The organism is Jatrophihabitans sp. sgz311053, assembly GCF_056135305.1.
In genome coordinates this window covers 1900278-1921104 of the sequence record NZ_JBWAXP010000001.1, presented here as the reverse complement: position 1 = coordinate 1921104, position 20827 = coordinate 1900278, and the positions used below count along the sequence as shown (strand labels likewise).

General features: G+C 73.1%; 16 protein-coding genes and 2 pseudogenes. 9 read left to right on the top strand and 9 right to left on the bottom strand.

From position 1 onward, the window contains the following. Nucleotides 1–204: 204 nt before the first annotated feature. Nucleotides 205–741 (bottom strand): annotated as a pseudogene (locus AC0NZQ_RS08525) (M48 metallopeptidase family protein); the annotation flags it as partial. A gap of 336 nt (nt 742–1077) precedes the next feature. Between AC0NZQ_RS08525 and AC0NZQ_RS08520 the strand changes: the two are divergent. Genes AC0NZQ_RS08520 through AC0NZQ_RS08505 form a run of 4 tightly spaced genes read left to right on the top strand, consistent with a single transcriptional unit; the run spans nt 1078 to nt 5149 of the window. Further along, nucleotides 1078–2262 (top strand): hypothetical protein, encoded by a 1185-nt coding sequence (locus tag AC0NZQ_RS08520; protein WP_474529278.1) that lies wholly within the window; start codon nt 1078–1080, stop codon nt 2260–2262. Beyond that, complete coding sequence (locus AC0NZQ_RS08515) at nt 2259–3635, top strand: ABC1 kinase family protein (protein ID WP_474529277.1); 1377 nt, start codon at nt 2259–2261, stop codon at nt 3633–3635. Before AC0NZQ_RS08520 ends, AC0NZQ_RS08515 begins: the two co-directional genes overlap by 4 nt. Beyond that, a complete protein-coding gene (locus AC0NZQ_RS08510) occupies nt 3632–4915 on the top strand; it encodes a hydroxyacid-oxoacid transhydrogenase (protein WP_474529276.1) in 1284 nt (427 codons plus the stop codon). The genes AC0NZQ_RS08515 and AC0NZQ_RS08510 overlap by 4 nt, the downstream gene beginning before the upstream one ends. A gap of 54 nt (nt 4916–4969) precedes the next feature. Continuing rightward, nucleotides 4970–5149, top strand: coding sequence for a hypothetical protein (locus AC0NZQ_RS08505; RefSeq protein ID WP_474529275.1), 180 nt, complete (start codon nt 4970–4972; stop codon nt 5147–5149). Between the two features lie 124 nt (nt 5150–5273). On the opposite strand, the gene AC0NZQ_RS08500 is transcribed toward AC0NZQ_RS08505, so the two are convergent. From AC0NZQ_RS08500 to asnB, 5 genes are all read right to left on the bottom strand, one after another. After that, nucleotides 5274–5537 (bottom strand): hypothetical protein, encoded by a 264-nt coding sequence (locus AC0NZQ_RS08500; protein WP_474529274.1) that lies wholly within the window; start codon nt 5535–5537, stop codon nt 5274–5276. Beyond that, entirely contained in the window at nt 5534–5824 is a 291-nt protein-coding gene (locus tag AC0NZQ_RS08495) for a WhiB family transcriptional regulator (RefSeq protein WP_474529446.1), read from the bottom strand. The genes AC0NZQ_RS08500 and AC0NZQ_RS08495 overlap by 4 nt, the downstream gene beginning before the upstream one ends. Nucleotides 5825–6046: 222 nt before the next feature. Then, nucleotides 6047–6301, bottom strand: a complete 255-nt coding sequence (locus AC0NZQ_RS08490; RefSeq protein ID WP_474529273.1) for a hypothetical protein — start codon at nt 6299–6301, stop codon at nt 6047–6049. 118 nt (nt 6302–6419) lie between these two features. Next, nucleotides 6420–7871, bottom strand: a complete 1452-nt coding sequence (locus AC0NZQ_RS08485; protein ID WP_474529272.1) for an amidase — start codon at nt 7869–7871, stop codon at nt 6420–6422. Between the two features lie 101 nt (nt 7872–7972). Continuing rightward, on the bottom strand, nt 7973–9502 hold the full coding sequence (asnB, locus tag AC0NZQ_RS08480; RefSeq protein ID WP_474529271.1) for an asparagine synthase (glutamine-hydrolyzing): 1530 nt from the start codon (nt 9500–9502) through the stop codon (nt 7973–7975). Between the two features lie 192 nt (nt 9503–9694). On the opposite strand from asnB, the gene AC0NZQ_RS08475 reads away from it, so the two are divergent. Further along, entirely contained in the window at nt 9695–11221 is a 1527-nt protein-coding gene (locus AC0NZQ_RS08475) for an MFS transporter (protein WP_474529270.1), read from the top strand. 141 nt (nt 11222–11362) lie between these two features. Here AC0NZQ_RS08475 and AC0NZQ_RS08470 read toward each other — a convergent pair whose 3' ends face one another. The 3 genes and pseudogenes from AC0NZQ_RS08470 to AC0NZQ_RS08460 all read right to left on the bottom strand — a co-directional run bounded on the left by AC0NZQ_RS08470 (nt 11363) and on the right by AC0NZQ_RS08460 (nt 15208). After that, complete coding sequence (locus AC0NZQ_RS08470) at nt 11363–13363, bottom strand: ATP-dependent helicase (protein WP_474529269.1); 2001 nt, start codon at nt 13361–13363, stop codon at nt 11363–11365. A 112-nt stretch (nt 13364–13475) separates the two neighbouring features. After that, nucleotides 13476–14636, bottom strand: a pseudogene (locus tag AC0NZQ_RS08465) (MFS transporter); the annotation flags it as partial. Next, a complete protein-coding gene (locus AC0NZQ_RS08460; protein WP_474529268.1) occupies nt 14633–15208 on the bottom strand; it encodes an ArsR/SmtB family transcription factor in 576 nt (191 codons plus the stop codon). The pseudogene AC0NZQ_RS08465 and the gene AC0NZQ_RS08460, both read right to left, overlap by 4 nt. A 133-nt stretch (nt 15209–15341) precedes the next feature. Here AC0NZQ_RS08460 and AC0NZQ_RS08455 point away from each other — a divergent pair, with 133 nt between their 5' ends. The 4 genes from AC0NZQ_RS08455 to AC0NZQ_RS08440 are packed head-to-tail and all read left to right on the top strand — an operon-like array spanning nt 15342 to nt 20616. After that, the gene (locus AC0NZQ_RS08455) at nt 15342–15575 is read left to right on the top strand and encodes a mycoredoxin (protein WP_474529267.1); all 234 of its coding nucleotides are present in this window, start codon (nt 15342–15344) and stop codon (nt 15573–15575) included. Beyond that, a complete protein-coding gene (locus AC0NZQ_RS08450) occupies nt 15572–16195 on the top strand; it encodes a nucleoside/nucleotide kinase family protein (protein ID WP_474529266.1) in 624 nt (207 codons plus the stop codon). Before AC0NZQ_RS08455 ends, AC0NZQ_RS08450 begins: the two co-directional genes overlap by 4 nt. A gap of 52 nt (nt 16196–16247) precedes the next feature. Next, a complete protein-coding gene (locus AC0NZQ_RS08445; protein WP_474529445.1) occupies nt 16248–19955 on the top strand; it encodes an ABC transporter ATP-binding protein in 3708 nt (1235 codons plus the stop codon). Between the two features lie 13 nt (nt 19956–19968). Then, on the top strand, nt 19969–20616 hold the full coding sequence (locus tag AC0NZQ_RS08440; RefSeq protein ID WP_474529265.1) for an HAD-IA family hydrolase: 648 nt from the start codon (nt 19969–19971) through the stop codon (nt 20614–20616). Nucleotides 20617–20827 lie beyond the last annotated feature (211 nt).

The following is a 20827-nucleotide window of genomic DNA, read 5'->3' as shown; positions in this document are numbered from 1 at the left end:
GGCGGTGAGGCCGGGGACCTCCCGTCCCGATCCGCGTTCGTCCGGGGCGTCGCCGACCGCGTCGCCTACGAGGTCGTCGGCGAGGTCGTCGGCGAGGTCGTCGGCGAGGTCGTCGGCGAGGTCGTCGGCGAGGTCGTCGGCGAGGTCGTCGGCGAGGTCGTCGGCGAGGTCGTCGGCGAGGTCGTCGGCGAGGTCGTCGACCATCGGCAGGTTCGCGGCGGCGCTGACGCCGTCGAGGAAACCGCGGGCACGTTCGGTGCGCGGGTAAGCGGCGACGAGATCCCAGAACGCCGGCCCATGGCCGGCCTCGAGCAGGTGCGCCAGCTCATGGACGAGCACGTAGTCCTGCACCCATTCCGGGAACTCCTGCAGCCGTCGCGACAACCGGATCGTCGCCTCGGCGGGGGTACAGGACGCCCAGCGCGTACGCATCGGAGGAACCCAGCGGACGCTGGCGGGACGGGCCCGTCCTGCCAAATAGCGAGCCGAGAGCGCGGCGGCGCGACGGGCCAGCTCGTCGTCGCCGGCGGGTCGGCGGCGACGGTCGGTGCCGACGCGGCGCACCATCTTCTCGATCCACTCGCGCTCGGCCGACGCGCTGAGCCGAGCCGGCACGAGGACGATCACCCGCTCGCCGTCCCGGTAGGCCGAGACGGTCCGGCGTCGGCGGGAGCTGCGACGGACCTCGACCACCGTCTCGCCGACCTTGACCGTCTCGATCTCCGCCCGTGCCCCCGCCATGGCGCCACCGTAGGCGAGTGGTCGGACGCTGGTGACCGATCGGCCGCGCCGTCCACAGGCCCCCATCGTTGTCCACAGCCCAACGGCCCGTCGTCCACACCAGTGTCCACAGGTGTGCACATTCACTTCAGGGTTACCGGTTTGTCATCGCAGGTGAGGCCGCCGGGCGGGATGTTCACCTCGCGACCACGGAGAGTGAGCAATGACGGCGGAAAGGGCCAAACTCCACACATCGGATTGAGCTGCGGCATCGCCGTGTGCGACCCGCAAAAGCTCCTACGGCTTCGTGCTGTGGATAACCGATCCCGGTAGGTGCGGATATGTCAGGGTCGCCTGGTGACACCAATGCGGCCCGGCGACGCGGACGAGTGGATGCTCGGCCCCGCCACTCGAGTGCTGTGGCGTGGCCCGCAGACCATCTGCCTGTCCCTCGGCGATCACGGCGTCCTCCTCGACGGGGTCGACACCCCATTCGTGAGAGCCCTCAGCGACGCTGCGTCGGCGCCGGTCGGTGCCGGCGCAGCAGCAGGGCCGTCCGACCGCGACCTCGCCGGCCGACTCGACGATCGCGGGCGCTCGGCGCTGCGGGACCTGCACGGCGCCGGCTACCTGTGGCGTTGCGCCGACCCGGATCTCGCCGTCCATCGGACGCCGGTCGTGGACCACCGCCGCGTGCCACCACACCCCCGGCTCGCCGGCGAGCTGCGCAGCCTGGCGACGCGGCACGGCGAACGCGCCGCCGAGATCCTCGACAGCCGACACGAGGCCTGCGTCGTCGTCTCCGGGACGGGTCGAGCCGCCGCCTCGATCGCCGCGCTGCTGGCCGGGTCGGGGGTCGGACGGGTCCACGTGGCGGCACCGGGATCGGTGCGGCTGCACCACGTCGTGCCGGGCGGGGTCTCGCCCGGCGACGAGGGCCGCACGCTCGCTGCGGCGGCCGAGAGCGCCGTGCTGCGCGCCGCGCCCGAGACCGACACGGCGGCGCCAGCCGGCCACGACCGCCCCGATCTGGTCGTCCTGGCCTGCGACGAGCCGGTCGACGAGCTGCGGCGCGCGACCCTGCACAGCGACGGCGTCGCGCACCTGCCGGTGACCACGGGCGCGGGGCACGGCAGCGTCGGTCCGCTCGTCCTGCCCGGGCTCACCGGATGCCTGCGCTGCGTCGAGCTGCACCGTCGCGACCGGGACCCGCTCTGGCCCGCGCTGGCGGCGCAACTGTCCGTCGCGCCGCGGCACGGTCCCGCCGGCGACGCGGCCGTCGCCGCGCTGCTGGCCGCCACCGCGGTGCTGCAGATCCTCTCCTTCCTCGACGGCGGCCAGCCGGCGTGCCTGGAGGGTTCGCTCGAGCTGCACCTGCCCGACTGGCGGATCCGCCGGCGTACGCGCCCCCCGCACCCGGAGTGCAGCTGCCTCTCCGAGCCCGGCGCACCCGCCACCGGCAAACCCACCGCCGAACCCACCGCCGAACCCGGAGTCGCCGATGAGGTAGCGATACCGCCGTTGGGCACAATGGCCACGTGACCGACCGCACCGAGGGACGCCCGCGCCGTCGGGACCGCGACGACATCCCGCAGCGGCGAGGCGCCCGGACGGCGAAGCTGGCCTCGTTGCCGCTCGGCATGGCCGGTCGCGCGACCGTCGGGCTCGGCAGACGCCTGAGCGGACGCTCGGCCGAGGAGGTCAACGCCGACCTGCAGGCCAAGACGGCCGAACAGCTCTTCGCCGTCCTCGGCGAGCTCAAGGGCGGGGCCATGAAGCTCGGCCAGGCCCTCTCCGTCTTCGAGGCGGCGCTGCCCGAGGAGTCCGCCGCGCCCTACCGGGAAGCTCTGACGAAGCTGCAGGAGGCCGCGCCCCCGATGCCGGCGCGGCAGGTGCAGCAGGTGCTCGACGAGCAGTTCGGCACCCGCTGGCGGGACCGCTTCCGCGAGTTCGACGAGACGCCGGCGGCCGCCGCGAGCATCGGTCAGGTCCACAAGGCGGTCTGGGGCGACGGCCGGGTGGTGGCCGTCAAGCTGCAGTACCCGGGCGCCGGTCCGGCGCTCATGGCCGACCTGACGCAGATGACGCGCTTCGCACGCCTGTTCAGCCGGCTCTCCCCCGGCCTGGACGTCAAGCCGCTGCTCGCCGAGATCCGGGAACGGGTGCTGGAGGAGCTGGACTACACCCTCGAGGCGCAGGCGCAGCGGGACTTCGCCGCAGCCTACGAGGGCGACGCGGACATCGCGGTGCCCCGGGTCGTGGCGAGCGCGCCCAAGGCCGTGGTCTCGGAATGGATGGACGGCACACCGCTGTCGCGGATCATCGCCGACGGCACGCAGGAGCAGCGGGACAGCGCCGGGTCCAAGATGGCGCTGCTGCACTACTCGGCCCCCGCCCGCGCCGGGCTGCTGCACGCCGACCCGCACCCGGGCAATTTCCGGATGCTGCCGGACGGTCGCCTGGGGGTGATCGACTTCGGCGCCGTGGCGCGCCTGCCCGACGGCTACGACCCAGCCGTGGGACGGCTGACCCGCCTCGCCGTCGACAACGACGCCGACGGGACGATCCGGCTGATGCGCGATCTGGGTTTCGTCCGGCCGGGGATCGACATCACCGGCCAGGAGGTCATGGACTATCTCGGCCCCGCCGTCGATCCGCTGCGGGAGCCGGAGTTCACCTTCAGCCGCGAGTGGATGCAGCGGCAGGCCGCGCGCGTGGCCGATCCCCGCAGCGGCGAGGCGCGGTTGGCGCGCAAGCTGAACCTGCCGCCGTCGTTCATGCTCATCCACCGCGTGACGCTGGGTTCGATCGGCGTGCTCTGCCAGCTCGGTGCCACGGCACCGTTCCGCCGGTACGCCGAGCAGTGGCAGCCCGGCTTCGCCGACCCCCGCGAGTCAGAGAGCAGCGACGCATGACGATGACGCCCCGGCCGGAGACCGTCTTCACCTATGGCGCACCCTCGCTCAAATTCGGCGACGGCGCCTCGGAGGAGATCGGCTACGACCTCGCCGAGCTGGGGGTGCGACGGGCGCTGGTCATCACCGATCCGCGCATCGCCGCCACCGGCGCTCCGCAACGGATCGCCGAGCAGATGGGCGCGTACGGCGTCACCGCGGTCGTCTACGACGGCAGCCGGGTGGAGCCCACCGACGTCAGCCTGCAGGCCGCCGTCGACTGGGCTCGCGACAACGGCCCCTGGGACGCCTTCGTCGCCGTCGGCGGCGGTTCCAGCATCGACACCGCCAAGGCGGTGAACCTGCTGCTCACCAACCCCGGCGCGGTGATCGACTACGTCAACGCCCCGGTGGGCGGTGGCCGGGCACCGGTCAACCCGTTGCTGCCCTTCGTGGCCGTCCCGACGACCACCGGCACGGGCTCGGAGAGCACGACCGTCTGCGTGCTGGACGTCCTGGAGCACCGCGTCAAGAGCGGTATCAGCCACTGGCGGCTGCGCCCGAGCCATGCCGTCGTCGACCCGCTGCTGACCATCACCCAGCCTGCGGGAGTCACGGCCGCGTCGGGGATGGACATCCTCTCCCACGCTCTGGAGAGCTACACGGCCCGGCCGTACTCAGCGGTGACCCGCAAGGAGCCGGCGCAGCGGGTGGCCTACTGCGGCTCGAACCCCATCTCCGACATGTGGTCGGAGAAGGCGATGTCGCTGCTGGCGCAGTACTTCCGACGCGCGGTCACCGACGGCGACGACCTCGAAGCGCGCCGGGGTATGGCACAGGCGGCCACCTTCGCCGGCCTGGGTTTCGGCAACGCCGGGGTCCACCTGCCGCACGCCAACGCCTATCCGATCGCCGGGCAGGTGCGCGACTTCCACCCCCGGGGCTACCCGGAGGACGAGGCGATGGTGCCCCACGGCATGGCGGTCTCGCTCACCGCACCCGAGGCGTTCCGCTTCACCTTCGAGGCCTCCCCCGAACGTCACCTGCGGGCAGCGCAGCTGCTGGAGCCGGGCGCGGAGGCGTCGGGCGACGAGCGGGGCCTGCTCCCCGAGGTCCTGGTCCGGCTGATGCGCGACATCGATATCCCGGCCGGAGTGGGTGCGGTCGGCTTCGGCGACGCCGATGTCGACGATCTCGTCGAGGGATCCCTGAAGCAGCAGCGGCTCTTGGCCACCGCGCCGCTGGACGTCACGCCCGACGACCTGGCCGGCATCTTCCGCCGCTCGATGGCGCTGTGGTGACTGCGCGGTGTCCACTCCGGTGATCCCCGGCGACGCCATCGAGACTCAGCTGACGTGAGCGTCGACTGCAGCCTCTGCGGCCGTTCGTCCGACGCGGCGACCGAGGGTGACTCGCCCCTCGGCTGGACCAGCGAGACGGCGGGCCGAGCCGGCGAGCTGCGGTGGACCTGTCCGAGCTGCACCCGCGAGTACGTGCGGGCGATCGAGGCCAAGCTCGACCAGCAGTGGTGGTGACCGGCTCCGCGCGACCGACCGCACGGACAACGAGACGGCCGCCGGACCACGAGGGTCCGGCGGCCGTCGGCACCGGGTCGTTCAACACCGGGTCGGGGGCAGCCGCGACGGCGGCTGCTCGCCGTCAGCGCGAGGCTGCGACGCCCGATACCCGCGCGACCCGCGCCGCATGCCGCGACTCGGCGGCACGGGCGTAGGACGAGACGCGCCGCCACCTGCGGGCGGCCACGACCTCCCGAGCCAGCGAGGCCTGACGGGCCCGCTGCTCGGCCTCGCGCATTCGGTCACGCGCGAGGGCTTCGTTCATACATGACATGGCAGTGCTCCTGATGAGGTAGTCGGTGGTGTGACGTCCGGCGATCCCGCCGGCGGTGATGACGGCGGTCATGCGGCGACCACGTCGGTCTTGCGCGGGCGGCCGCGGGGCCGCTTGCGAGCGATCACGGCGCCGCGCTCGAAGATCTCGCCGCCCCAGACGCCCCAGGGCTCCCGACGCTCGAGGGCGCCGGCGAGGCAGGCGAGCCGAGCCGGGCACTCGGCGCAGAACGCCTTGGCCTGCTCGAGATCGGCGGGCGTGTCGGCGAACCAGAGTTCGCCGTCCTCGACCCGGCAGGGCAGGTCCTCGGGGCAGTCCTTGGCGAGTGGGTCCAGCGGCTCGATCCCGATCGAATCGATGAGCTCGCGCTCGTCAGTCGGACAACTGGTCAACACGTCGGGTCACCTCCTTCGTCTGTTCGGTGCGGTGTGGGTGCGGTGGCGGTCGTGCGGGTGGCCTTGCTCGTGCGGTGGTGCGTCATTCCGGGTGTCATATGGGCCCTTGCCGGTCGAGGAACAAAAAAGAGGCCGCGGTTCCCGTCTGGGGAGCCGCGGCCTCGAGGAGCCGATGCGCTGAGCGTGTCAGCGCAGTGTTCCTCGAGGTGGGCGACCCCGCTTGCGGGCCGGCTCTGCATCGGCAGCGGCTGCCGGACGGAGCGAGACGTCTCCCGTGGTCGGGGCGACATCGATGGCCATCACGTGGCTGCGAACGGACGTGGCGGAGCCGGCCAGGCCGAAGCCGACCGTGCCGCGCTGCTGGGCGGTCCACTCGCCGGTGACCGAGGCGCCGAGACCGTACGCACCCGCGTGAACGGGCTGGAAGATCGTGTTGTCCATGACGGGGCGCTCCTCTCGGTGTCGGCGCGCGCGACGAGTCGCAAGCGTGGCGTGTGGTTCGCGGGTGAGGCTATCGAGGCCCGTGGAGAGAGGGCAACTCATTTATTTCGAGCCGCATCTACCCGGCGTCGATGCCGCACGCCTCGAGCGCTGCGGCGAGGCCGAGCAGCCCGCCGTCGGCGCCGGGAGCGCCGCTGAGCATGACGCCCACCGGCATCCCGTCGTCGTCCGAGCGGCCGGCCGGCAACGACAACGACGCCAGCCCGGTGAGGTTGGCGACGACCGTCCAGCAGTCGGTGTACGGCGCCGTCATCGGGTCGGCCAGCACCTCGGCATGGATGTGCCGTCCGTCGGCCGTCTCGTCCCAGAGCAGCGGCGCGGTCGTCGGCATGGTGGGTGAGAGCAGCACGTCGCACTCGGCCAGCGCCGCGCGCGTCTGCTGCTGCAGCGCGGCGCGGACCGCCTCCGCGGCGGCCAACTCGCCGGCACCGTCGGCGAGCAGCGCGCGTCCCATCTCCCAGCGGCGGACGACTTCGTCGCCGGCCTGCCCGGTCCGGACGTAGGGGTCGAGCGCCGGGACGGCGGCGGCCGACGTGATGGTCATGTAGGCCCCGAGGGCGGCGAGGCCGTCCGGAACGGAGACCGGCACCACGTCGACGCCGAGCTCGGTCAGCGCCCGGCGCGCCACCTCGAGCCGGGCGAGGACGCCGGGCCGATTGCGGGAACCGCAGAGCTCGGTGACGATCCCGACCCGGGCGCGGCGCAGCGTGCTCGGGTGCAGCGAGGCCGCCGCCAGCTCCGGTCGGGCGCCGACGACGGCGAGCAGCAGTGCAGTGTCGGCCACCGTCCGGCCGAGCGGGCCGACGCGGTCGAACTCCGGCGCGAAGGGGACGGTGCCGGCGACCGGCACCAGGCCGGGCGAGGGTGCCATGCCGACGACGCCGCACTGCGAGGCGGGCTCGCGGATGGACCCGCCGGTGTCCGTCCCGATCGAGCAGGTCGCGAGGCCGGACGCCACCGCTGCGGCGCTGCCGCCGCTGCTGCCGCCGGGGCTGCGACGCAGATCCCACGGGTTGCGGGTGGGGCCGAAGGCGGAGGTGTGGGTGGAGGCGCCCATGGCCAGCTCGTCCATGTTGGCCCGCCCGATCAGGATTGCCCCCGCCCGCCGCATCCGGGCGACGACGGGGGCGTCCCGCAGCGCCACCACGCCGGCATGGGCCCGGGAGCCGCACGAGGTCGTCTGCGCGCGGACGTCCACGTTGTCCTTGACCACGTAGGGCACGCCGGCCAGCGGACCCGGCTGCTGCCCCTGCCGCCGGGCGCGGTCGACCTCGATGGCCGCCGCCAGCGCGCTCTCACTGTCCAGCTGCACGAGCGCATGCGTGGTCGCGCCCACCTCGGCGATGCGCTGCAGATGTGCGGCCACCACCTCCTCGGCCGTGACCTCGCCCGCGGCGATCATCCCGGCCAGCCCCCGTGCCGAGGTCGCGGTGAGCCCGCTCGACGGCTGCACGCCGCGCGGGGACGCCGCGGTCCGCGCGACGTCCGGGGCGGGCTGCAGCGGCGGCACGTGCCCAGGGTGACACGGGGGTATTGCCGGGGTGTCACGCCACCCGACGGCGGCCGTGCCCCGCCCTCGGCGACCACCGCCGCGTCAGCCGATGCGCCCGGTCACGCCGTGGCGAAGCGCCCCAGCACCTGCTCGGCCCGGATGCCGCCGAGGTGGTCGGCGAAGAGGCGCTGGTAGCCGAGCTCCTCCCGGCTCCGCGCGACGGGCAGGCCGGGGATGCGGACCGACTGCCACTCGAGGTCGGGCACCAGCCGCTCGGCCTGTCGGGACATCACGTCAGCGGTGCCCGAGCCGTCGCCGAACTGCTCCTTGCGGCGCCAGAGGATCTCGTGCGGCAGCCAGCCGGTGAAGGCCTCGCGGAGGATGGCCTTCTCCTGCCCGTCCGCGCCGAGCAGCTTCCACTCCAGCGGGACCCGCTGGGCGACGGCGAGCATGTCCCGCGACAGGAACGGCACCCGCGCCTCGAGGCCGTGGGCCATGGTGACGCGGTCGCAGCGCTGCAGGTTGAGGTGGTGCAGCGTCTCGATGCCGCTGACGAGCGCATCGCGCAGCGCGGTGACGTCCAGCTCACGCAGGTGGTGGTAGCCGGCGAAGAGCTCGTCGGCACCCTCGCCGGTGAGGACGACCTTCACGTGCCGCGCGGCGAGCTCGGCCAGCAGGTAGTTGGGGACGGCGCTGCGCACCAGGGACGGCTCGTAGCTCTCGATGGAGCAGACGACAGTCGGCAGGACGTCGACGACCTCGTCGTCGGAGTAGATGCGCTCATGGTGGATCAGCCCGAGGTGGTCGGCGACGCGCCGGGCGGCGACGAGATCGCTGCTCTCCGCGGTGCCGGCGGCGAAGGAGTGCACCGGGCTCGCCGAGGCACGGGCCATGATCGCCGCGACGAGGCTCGAGTCCAGCCCGCCGGAGAGGAACACCCCGACCGGGACGTCGGCCATCATCCGCTCGCCGACCGCGGTCACCAGGGTCTCGCGGATCGCGGTCCGGGCCTCGTCCCGGCTCGTGAAGGGCGGGCCGACGGGGTCGTCCCCGCCGAGCGGGTCGCGGCGCAGGTCGACGAAGGGCTGCAGTCCGGAGGTGGGCGTCCAGTGGTGGCCGGGTGGGAACTCCTCGACCAGCGGCCGCACCTCGGCGGGGAAGGCCCCGAGCTCGGAGGCCGCCAGGATGCGGTCGTCGTGCCGGGCCCAGTAGAGCGGTTTGACGCCCAGCGGGTCACGGGCGAGCACCACCTCGCCGTCCGGTCCCGCGACGGCGAAGGCGTACATGCCCCGCATGTCGTGGATGCCGCCGGTACCGAAGCGGTCCACGACGTGCAGGATCACCTCGCTGTCGGAATCGGTGGCGAAGGGGCCCGTCAGCCGCTCGCGCAGGTCGGCGTGGTTGTAGATCTCGCCGTTGGCCGCCACCCACAGTCCGGAGCGGCCCCCCGTCATGGGCTGGTCACCGCCGTCGAGGTCGACGATGGCGAGCCGGGTGTGGCCCAGCCAGGTGGGGCCGACGAGGCGCGAGCCCCGGCCGTCCGGGCCGCGGTGGGCGATCGGGTCCAGCATGGCCTCGCCGAGGGCGGCGGCGGCACGCAGCCGCTCGGGGGTGGGGTGCAGGTCGTGGACGACGGCGATGCCGCACATGGTGCTCAGCTCCTCGCGGGGACGCGGTGTCGATCTCCGGTCTACCCGCTGCCTCGTACCTGCACGTCCCGGCGCGGCTAACTCGCCGGACGGTGCGGCCGACTCGCCCGGCGGCGCGGCCGGCTCGCCCGGCGGCGCGGCGGCAGGGACGCCGGGAGGTGGACGCCGGTGCGGGCTGCGAGACTGGCGCGCGTGACGGCCGCGCTGACCACCTCGCGTCGAGCCGCGCTCACCACCGTCCTGGGCGTGCTGTTCCTGACCTTCCTCGACACCACGATCGTCAGCGTGACGCTCGGTGACATCGTCTCCGACGTCGGCGCCGGGGTGATCCCGCTGCAGTGGGTGGTCAACGCCTACGCCCTCGTCTTCGCCAGCCTGATGCTGCTCGGCGGCTCGCTGGCCGACCGCTTCGGACGGCGGCGCCTCATGCTGGTGGGGCTGGCGGTCTTCGCCGCCGGCTCGCTGCTCTGCGCCCTCGCGCCGGGGGTGGGCTGGATCATCGCCGGGCGCGCCGTAATGGGCGTGGGCGCGGCAGCCTGCGAACCGCAGACGCTGTCGGTGCTGCGACAGCTCTTCCCCGATCACCGGACCCGGGCCAGGGCCCTCGGGGCATGGGCCGCGGTCTCCGGGCTGGCGCTGGCGCTGGGCCCCGTGGTGGGCGGGCTGCTCGTCGCCGCCGGCGGCTGGCGCTGGGTGTTCTGGTTCAACCTGCTCGTCACGGGGCTGCTCGTCGCCGCCGTCGTCCGGCTGGTGCCGGAGTCGCGAGATCCCCGCCCCGGACGGTGGGACGTCGCCGGCGTCGTGCTCGCGGCCGGTGGCCTGGGCTGCCTCATCTTCGCCGTCATCACCGGCGAGTACCGCGGCTGGACCAGCGGGTGGGTGCTCGCGATCTTCGTGGTCGGCGCGGTGCTGCTGATCGCCTTCGTCCCGGTCGAGCTGCGGGTGCGGGAGCCGATGCTCGACCTGCGGCTGATGGGACGGCCGGTCGTGGCGTCGGCACTCTTCGCAGCCTTCGCCGTCTACTTCGGCGTCTTCGCGATCTTCTTCTTCACGGCGCTCTACCTCGATGTCGCGCTCGGGTACGGCGGCGGCGAACTGGCGGCCATGTTCGCGCCCATGGCGGTGGCCATCGTGGTGGGCGGGGTCCTCACCGGACGCTGGGTGGGACGGGCCGGTTCACGCTGGCCCACCGCGACCGGCTGCCTGCTCGCCGCGGCCGGGACGCTGCTGGCACGCACCGAACTGGCCGGGACCGAGCCGACGTCCTGGCTGCTGGCCGCCGCGCTGGCGGTGGCGGGGCTCGGATTCGGCGTGACCGTGGTGCCACTGACCTCGGCGGTGCTGACCCATGTCCCGGCGCGGCGGGCCGGCATGGCGGCCTCGGCCACCAACACTGCTCGGCAGCTGGGGGCCGTGGTCGGTGTCGCCGCGCTCGGCGCCGTCGTCAACCATTACCTCACCGGCGCCGTCGACAAGGTCGACCCGGTCGTGATCAGGCTCGCCGGCGGCAAGGAGGCAGCGATCCGACTGCTGCAGACCGGCGGGGACATCGGCGGCGTCGACATCGCCTCGGCGCTGCAGAGCACACCGCAGCTGCAGCCCTTCGTCACCGGCTTCCTGGACGGGGTGCGGTGGGCGTTGCTGGTGGCGGTCGTCCTGATCGTGCTGGCCGGGGTGCTCGCCGCCGCGGTCCGGGAGCCGGTTCCCGACGAGTCGTAAGCGCTTCGCCTAGACAGCGAGCGCGGCCGCCGGCGAGCGCGATGTCGGCGCGTAGCCCACCAACAGGCCGACACGCCGCACCACATCCTGCCGACCCGCCGCACACCCACCCCGACCACGCGCGAGGCCACCCGGGACGGGTCAGCTGACCTCGACGGGATCGACATCGGCCGGGTCGGCACCGCCGAGCAGGGCGAGAACGGGCTCGGCGTAACGCGTCAGTTTGGTGGGACCGACACCGGAGATCTGCGCCAGCCCCGCCCGGGACTTCGGGTGGGCGTCGGCGATGGCGACGAGCGTGGCGTCGCTGAAGATCACGTACGGCGGAACCTTCTGCGCCTCGGCCTGTGCCTTGCGCCAGGTCCGCAGCCGGCCGAAGAGCTCGGCGTCGTCGGCCGTCGGCGCCTTGCTCTTCTTCCTGGGCGCGGCAGCCCGGGGCAGGTCGGGACGCAGGCCGTCGAGGAACCGGCTCGGGCGCCGTCCCTTGCGCTGACCGGGACTGCGGGCCAGTGCCCAGGACAGCGCCAGCTGCTCCCGGGCTCGGGTGATGCCGACGTAGAGCAGGCGCCGCTCCTCGGCGAGCTGCTCGGCGGTGGTGGCGTGCTGGATCGGCAGGGTGGTGTCGGTCAGCCCCACCAGGAAGACGGCGTCCCACTCCAGACCCTTGGCCGAGTGCAGCGACGCCAGCGTCACACCCTGGACCGTCGGCGCATGCTGCGAGCCGGCGCGAGCGTCGAGCTCAGCGGTGAAGTCGTCCAGGTGGGCCTCGGGATTGAGCGCGAGCAGGTCGTCGCCGAGGGTGACGAGCGCGGCCAGCGACTCCCACCGCTCCCGGGCGGCGCCGCCGGGGGGCGCGTTGTCGGGATACCAGCCGAGGCTGGAGAGGACGCCGCGGATCGCGTCGGGCAGCGCCTCGTCGGCGACCTCGCCGTTGCGGGCGGCGCCGCGCAGCAGCAGCCGGGCCTCCCGGATCTCGGGACGGTCGAAGAACCGCTCGCCACCGCGCAGCACATAAGGCACCCCGGCGCGGGTCAGCTCGGCCTCGTACACCTCGGACTGGGCGTTGATGCGGAACAGCACCGCGATCTCGCTGGCCGGGGTGCCCGCCTCGATGAGCCGCTGGCAGCGGACCGCGACGTGCGCGGCCTCGGCAGGCTCGTCGTCGAACTCGGCGAAGGTCGGTTCGGGGCCATCGGGGCGTTGCCCCACCAGGTTCACGCCGCCCGGACCACCCCCCACCAACGAGTTGGCCAGCGACACCACCTGCGGGGTCGAGCGGTAGTCACGGTGCAGCCGGACCACCACCGCCTCCCGGAAGCGGCGGGAGAAGTTCAGCAGGTGGTTCGGGGTCGCTCCGGCGAAGGAGTAGATGGTCTGGTTGGCGTCGCCGACGACGCAGAGGTCGTCGCGGTCACCCAGCCAGGCGTCGAGCAGCCGCTGCTGCAGCGGCGAGACGTCCTGGTACTCGTCGACGACGAAGTGGCGGTACCGGCCGCGGACCTCCTCGGCCACCACGGCGTCCTGCTCGATGCCGGCGGCCATGATCAGCAACAGGTCGGCGAAGTCGATGACGCCCATCCGCCGCTTGGTGGCCTCGTACTCCTCGTAGAGCCTGGCCACCGTCCCGGCCGTCATCGGCGGCTCACGTCGCGCCTCGCGGGCCTTCGCCTCGTAGCCCTCGGGCGTGGCGAGCACCGACTTGGCCCAGTCGATCTCGCTCGTCAGGTCTCGCAGCTCGGTGCGGTCGACCTTGAGCCGCAGCCGCGCCGCCGCGTTGCCGACGACGCGGAGCTGGCTGTCCATGACGTCGGGCATGCCGCCGCCCAGGATGCGGGGCGCGAAGTACTGCAGCTGCCGCAGCGCCGCGGCGTGGAACGTCCGCGCCTGGACGCCGTGGGCTCCCAGGCTCCGCAGCCGGGTCCGCAGCTCACCGGCGGCGCGGGCGGTGAAGGTGACGGCGAGCAGCTGCCCGGCCGGGACGGCCCCGGAGCGCACCGCGTAGGCGATGCGATGCGTGATGGCGCGGGTCTTGCCCGTCCCCGCGCCGGCGAGGATGCAGACCGGGCCCCGCACGGCGGAGGCCGCGGCGCGCTGCTCGGGGTCGAGGCCCTCGAGGATCTGCTCGGCGGCGGCGGCGGTCACGGACAGCGATCCTGCCAGCGGGGTCGGACACGGCCTCCAGACGGGTGGGCAGATTCCGCAGCCGGCGCACCGGCGAGCAGACCAGCAGCAGCGTCGAGGCGAGGTAACCGAGGAAGACGACCACGAGCGCGCTGCGGTACCCCAGTCCGGCACCCAGCGCACCACCGAGGACCGCACCAAGCGGGATAGCGCCGTAGTTGACGACCTGCTGCGTCGTGGTGACCCGGCCGAAGAGCTCCCGCGGGCAGTAACCCTGGACGAAGCTGGCGCGGATCACGTTGCCGGCCACGCACGCCGCCACCAGTCCGGCGTCCCCGACGACGAAGCAGGCCGCCGCCGCTCCGGTCCCGGTGAACGGGACGAGCAGGGCCGAGGCCGGTCCGGCGACGGTGAAGATCAACAGCGCGCGGGCGGTGCCGACGCGACGGGCCAGCCGCGGCGCCACCAGCGCGCCGAGGACACCGCCGGCGCCCGCCACGGCGATGAGCAGTCCCGCGGCCCCCGCACCGAGGCCCACCCCCTGGACCAGGAAGACCACGACGAGGACGTTCGCGCCAGTCAGCGCCAGGTTGGCACAGGCGCCGTTGATCGCGAAGGTCCGAAGCAGCCGGTCGCGGACCACGATCCGGACCCCCTCGGCGACCTCGTCGCGCAGCCGGCGCCGCGGGGTGATCGGACGCGGTGCGTCCGGCCGCATCCGCAGCAGACAGCCCAGGGAGACGGCGAAGCTGACGGCGTCGACCAGCAGCGCGTTCGCAGCCCCGACAAGCTGGGCGAGCAGCCCGCCCACGCCCGGCCCGCCGATGGTGGCGGCCGACTCCGCACCCTGCAACCGGGCATTGGCCGTGACCAGCTCACCCTCCCCCACCAGCGTCGGGATCATCGCCCGGTACGAGGTGGAGAAGAAGACCTTGGCCACACCCACGGCCGCGGCGACGACGACGAGCTGCGCCAGCGTGAGCGCGCCCGCGAGGGCCGCCGCCGGGATGCTGGCGAAGGCGACGAGCGAGACGACGTCGCACCAGATCATGATCCGGCGGGGTGAGAGGCGGTCCACCCAGGCACCGGCCGGCAGCCCGATGACCAGCCAGGGCAGCCACGCCACGGCCTCGAGCACGCCGATGGCGACGACGCCCGCCCCGACCTGCGTCAGCGCGACCAGCGGCAGCGCGAGCGCGGTGACGCTGGACCCCAGCGCCGAGGCGGTCTCACCGAACCAGAGCAGGCGGAAGTCGCGACCGCGGACGCCGGCGAGCGGCCCGGCGCCGCTCACGGCTTCGCCGGGACGCCGTGGGCGAAGGTGAAGACCGGACGGCGTTCCTGCCCGTCCTCGGGCAGCTCGCGCTCGCCCCACCGCGACATGACCTCCCGCAGCTCCCTGCCGTACTCCCGCAGCTCCTCGGGGGTAAGCCGCAGCCAGGTGGCCGTCGCGAACGGACCGTCGCCCCAGTGGGCCCGCTCGTCGGGATCGGCGTCGTTCCACGCCCGGACGAAGCTCACCTGCCGGTCGACGTTGAGGGAGACGGCGGCCTGTTCGACCGCCTCACTGGCCGGGTCTCCGGCGAAGTCGCTGGTGTTCCACTGGACGGTCCGGGCCACGAGGCGCCACCAGCGCTCGCGCCGGTCACGGGCCAGCTCCGGCGCCTCGGCGACGAGGTCGACCCCCGCGAGCATCTTCAGGTGGTGGCTGATGTTGCCCACCGCCTGCCCGGTGTGCTCGGCCAGCGCGGTCGCCGTCGCCGGGCCCTCCAGCAGCAGGATGTCCATCAGGCGGCGTCGCAGGGGGTGGGACAGGATCGCCAGCACCTTGGTGTCCGTGATCTGCCGGGTGGTTTCGTCAGCCATGGCAGGGAGCCTAATTACACAAGACTCCTTGCGCAATGCTTCTTGTGCAATCTGCCTTGTGGGACGTCGGAATGCCCGGACGTCGGCAGGGGTTCGTAGGATCGAGGCCACGACCCGAGGAGCGAACGACCCGATGTTCACCATGTACACGACCAGCTGGTGCGGCTTCTGCAACCGGCTCAAGGCCCAGCTCGCCCGCGAAGGCATCGACTACGTCGAGGTCGACATCGAGCGCGTCGAGGACGCCGCAGCCATCGTCGAGAGCGCCAACGGCGGCAACCGCACCGTCCCGACCCTCGTCTTCGCCGACGGCACCGCCCTCACCAACCCCTCCGTCGGGCAGGTCAAGGCCAAGCTGGCTGCGTGAGCGCCTGGCGCCCGCTGACGCCGGAGCGCCTGGCAGATGCCCTGGCCGAGCTGATCGCCGACCGGCCCGGCGTGGTGCGGGTCGCGATCGACGGGCCCCCCGCCGCCGAACCGGAGGAGTGGGCGACGAGGCTCGTCGAGCCACTGCAGGCCCGTGGTCGGCCGACGGTGAGCTTGAGGTCGAGGCTCTTCTGGCGGGATGCGTCCGTCCGGCTCGAGTACGGCCGCGAGGACGTCGAGTCGTACCTGACCTGGCTCGACCACGCCGCGCTGCAGCGGGAGGTGCTGCGGCCGGCCGTGACGCGCGGTGAGTACCTCCCGTCACTGCGCGATCCCGACACCGATCGCTCCACCCACGCCGTGCCGCAGCCGCTGCCCGACGGCGCCGTCCTCGTGCTGCACGGCGAGCTGCTGCTCGGCCTCGGCCTGGATCTCGACGTCGTCGTCCACCTGGCGCTCTCCCCCGCCGCCCTCGCGCGGCGCACGCCGCCCGAGGACGCCTGGACGCTGCCGGCCTTCGCCGAGTACGAGGCCACCGTCGCCCCCGCCGAACTCGCCGACGTCGTCGTCAAGCTCGACGATCCGCGTCGTCCCGCCGTGCGCGGACTGACGGCCGGATGAGAACGCAGCGCCCTGTCGTACCCCGTCCGTACTGTGAGTGGACGTGACGGCCATGGGAGACGAGAAGGACTCCCCCGGCTGGTTGCGGCTGATCGCTCGGGCCGCGCTGCGGCACCGTCGCAACGTCGTCATCGCCTTCACCGCGGCCCTCTTCGGCAGTGCCGCGCAGGTGGTGGTGCCGCTGGTGGCGCGCGAGATCGTGGACGAGGTCGTGGTGGCGCGTCGCGACCCGCTCTGGCCGTGGCTGCTGGTGCTCTTCGCCGTCGCCGGGGCCAGCTTCGCACTGGCCTATCTGCGCCGCTACCGGGGCGGTCAGGTCGCCTACAGCGTGCAGCTGGATCTGCGCAACGCCGTCCACGACCACCTGCAGCAACTGGACCAGGGCACGCTGGCCACCCTGCCCACGGGCCAGCTCGTCTCCCGTGCGAATTCCGACTCCACCCTGGTCGTCGGGCTGCTCTCCTTCCTGCCGCTGATCACCGGCAACGCGATCCAGATGGTGCTCGCCGTCGTGGTCATGTTCGTACTGTCACCGCCGCTGGCCGCGGTGTCACTGGTCGTGATCCCCGCGCTCTTCGCCGTCTCCTACCGGATGCGCACGCGCATCTTCCCCGCCTCCTGGGACGCGCAGCAGAAGGAAGGTGACGTCGCGCAGATCGTCGACGAGGGTGTCAGCGGGGTGCGCGTCGTTAAGGCCTTCGGCCAGGAGGCGCGGGAGCTGGAGCGCCTCACCGGCGTCGCCCGCACGCTCTACGGCGCGCGGGTCCGGGCCGTTCGGTTGACGGCGCGGTTCCAGCCCCTGCTCGAGGCCATCCCCACGCTGGCCCAGGTCGCCATGCTGCTGCTCGGCGGACTGCTGGCCCTCGACGGCTCGATCAGCCTCGGCACGTTCCTCGCCTTCTCCACCTACGTCGGGCAGTTCGTCGCCCCGTCCCGCCAGCTGGCCGGGCTGCTCACCGTCGGGCAGCAGGCCCGCGCCGGCGTGGAGCGGATCTTCGGGCTGCTGGCGATGCGCTCCGGTGTCACCGACGGCGAGGTCACCCTCGACCGCGCGGACGGCGCGCTGGAGTTCCGCGATGTCCGCTTCGGGTACGGCGAGACTCCCGTCCTCGACGGCTTCTCGCTGCGCATCGAGCCCGGCGAGCGGGTCGCGCTGGTCGGGGCGAGCGGCAGCGGCAAGTCCACGGTCGCGATGCTGGTCGCCCGGTTCCGTGACCCGCAGGCCGGCTCGGTCCGCCTCGACGGTCATGACGTGCGGACGCTGACCCTGGAGTCGCTGCGCCGGCAGGTCGGCATGGCCTTCGAGGAGAGCTTCCTCTTCTCCGACACGATCGGCGCGAACATCGCCTTCGGCCGTCCCGACGCGACCCCCGCCGAGATCGAGGCCGCAGCGAGAGTGGCGCAGGCGCACGACTTCGTGACGCGGCTGCCGCGGGGCTACGACACCGTGGTCGGCGAGCGCGGCCTCACCCTCTCCGGCGGACAGCGCCAGCGCGTCGCCCTGGCCCGGGCCGTCCTCGCCGACCCTCGCGTCCTGGTGCTGGACGACGCCACCAGCGCCATCGATGCCACCACCGAGGCCGCCATCCACGACGGGTTGCGTGACGTCCTGGACGGACGCACCACGCTGCTGGTGGCGCACCGCGCCTCCACCCTGCACCTGGCCGATCGCATCGTCGTCATGGCCGAGGGCAAGGCCATCGAGCAGGGCACGCACGACGAGCTCTCGGCGTCGAGCGCGCGGTACCGCGCGCTGCTCTCCGGGCTGGCCGAGGAGCCGCTGCGCGAGGCCGGCGACAGCATCGAGGCCCTGGCCGCGGTGACGTCGCAGGCCTGGGGGCCAGCCGCGGCGGCCCCGTCCCGGACCGCGACGGCCCGGACGGTGGGCGGCGGCCCGGCGAGTACTGCCGCCGCGATGGCCGGCCTGCCGGCGACTCCCGACCTGCTGGCCCGGGTCGAGGCGCTCCCCCCGGTCCGCGACGACATCGCGGTCGACCCGGCCCGCGACCACTCGCGGGATCGCCACTTCTCCCTGGGCGGCCTGCTGCGCCAATTCCGGCGTGCCTTCGCCCTCGGCTTCGGCCTGGTGATCCTGGACGCCGTCTTCGGCCTGGCCGGACCAGCCCTGGTCCGCGCCGGCGTCGACCGGGGTGTGGTGGACCAGTCCCGCGGGGCGCTCTTCGCCTGCGCGGCGGCCTTCCTGGTCATCACCGCGATCGGACTGGTGGTGAGCATCGGCGCCACCTTCGTCACCGGCCGCACCGCCGAGCGGATCATGTTCTCGCTGCGGGTCCGGATCTGGTCGCAGCTGCAGCGGCTCTCCCTGGACTACTACGAGCGTGAGCAGGCCGGTCGCATCATGACCCGGATGACGACCGACGTGGACCAGTTCGAGCAGCTGGTGAGCAACGGCCTGCTCGGGGCGCTGGTCGCACTGGTGACCTTTGTCGGGGTCGGGGTGGCGCTACTCGTCATCGACGTCCAGCTCGGCTTCGTGGTGCTGTCCGTCATGGTGCCGCTGGGGCTGGCGACGTGGTGGTTCCGGCAGCGCTCGACGCGCCTCTACGACCTGTCCCGCGATCGCATCGCCGTCGTCAACAGCGCCTTCCAGGAGGACGTCTCCGGCATCCGTGAGACGCAGGCCTTCGGCCACGAGGCGGCGTCGTCCCACCGCTTCCACGAGCTGGGTCTGAGCTACTGGCGCTCACGGGTCGCAGCACAGCGGCTGGTGTCGCTGTACTTCCCGTTCGTCCTCTTCCTCTCCGCCGTCGCGGACGCCCTCGTCCTCGGGGTGGGCTCGGCGCTCATCGACAGCGGCGCGATCACCGTCGGAACGCTGATCGCGTTCCTGCTCTACATCGACATGTTCTTCGCCCCCATCCAGCAGCTGTCCCAGGTCTTCGACGCCTGGCAGCAGACCCGGGTCTCGGTCAACCGCATCGCCGAGGTGATGGCGCTGGAGACGCTGACCCCCGAGCCGGAGCAGGCCGAGCAGTGGCGCGAGCGGCGTGGCGCGGTGACCGTCCAACGGGTCGGCTTCGCCTACCCCGGCGCCCTGGCCGAGGGCAACGACGCGCTGCACGACGTGGACCTGCAGGTCACAGCCGGCGAGACGGTGGCCCTCGTCGGCGAGACGGGCGCCGGCAAGTCGACGGTACTCAAGCTGCTGGCCCGCTTCTACGATCCGGTGACCGGACGGGTCTGCGTCGACGAGCACGACCTGCGCCGGCTCTCGCTCGGCGACTTCCGCCGGGGACTGGGCTACGTGCCGCAGGAGTCGTTCCTCTTCACCGGCCCGGTCCGGGACAACATCGCCTACGGCCGTCCGGAGGCGACTGACGCCGAAGTGGAGGCCGCAGCCCGTGCCGTCGGCGCCCACGACGTGATCGCGACGCTGCCGCAGGGCTACCGGACCGTCCTCGGCGAGCGGGGCGGCTCGCTGTCGTCCGGGCAGCGGCAGCTCATCGCGCTGGCGCGGGCGCAGTTGGCCGACCCGGTGCTGCTGCTGCTCGACGAGGCGACGTCCAGCCTCGACCTGGCCACCGAGGCGCGGGTGAACCGGGCGATGGCGCAGGTCGCGCACGGTCGCACCACCGTCGTCATCGCCCACCGCCTCCCCACCGCCCGCGCCGCTGACCGCATCGTCGTCATGGCTGACGGGACGGTCGTCGAGTCCGGCAGCCATGACGACCTGCTCGCCGCCGACGGGCGCTACGCCCGGATGTGGCAGGCCTTCGAGTCGGTCGGTGCCGGCGCCTGACAGAGTGACGGGCATGATGTCCCCGTCGCGTTTCGAGGCCGTGCTCTTCGACTTCGGCGGGGTGGTGATCGCCAGCCCCTTCGCCGCCTTCGCCGAGCTCGCCCGCCGCGCGGGCGGGTCACCCGACGCCGTCCGTGAGGTCAACTCGCACAACCCGGACGACAACGCCTGGGCCCGAGCCGAGCGCGGGGAGCTGGACGCGGCGGCCTTCGCCGCGGCGTTCACCGACGAGGCGGCTGCCCTGGGACATCGGCTCGACGGCGCCGAGGTGGTCGCCGCACTGCAATCGCTGGGGCCGTCCCGCGAGAGCGCCTACCCGGCCATGCTCGCGGCCATCGAGCGCTGCCGCGAGCTGGGCCTCCGGGTCGGGCTCATCACCAACAACATCCGCACGCTGCACGCCGAGCCGGACGCCGCCTGGGTCTTCGAGACCTTCGACGCCGTGATCGAGTCGAGCGTCGACGGCGTCCGCAAGCCGGAGGCGGCGATCTACGAGCTGGCGCTGCAACGCCTCGGCGCCGACCCGGCGAAGACGATCATGCTCGACGATCTCGGCATCAACCTCAAGCCGGCCCGGGCGCTGGGGATGACCACGATCAAGGTCACCGACCCCGACGCCGCCGCGGCCGAGCTGCTCGCCATGGCCGACCCCGCCGACTGACCCGGCGCCACCTCACCACGCCGGCGTCACCTCACCACGCCGGCGTCACCTCACCACGCCGCCGAGTGGTCGATTCCTGCACCGAGTGGTCGCGCCCGGGGCGACCACTCGCAGTGGGAATCGACCACTCGGCAGTAGCGAGGTGTCCAGCAGCGGGGCGTGAGGGGTCCAACAGCGGGGGCTGAGGGGTCCAGTAGCGGGGGGTGAGGCG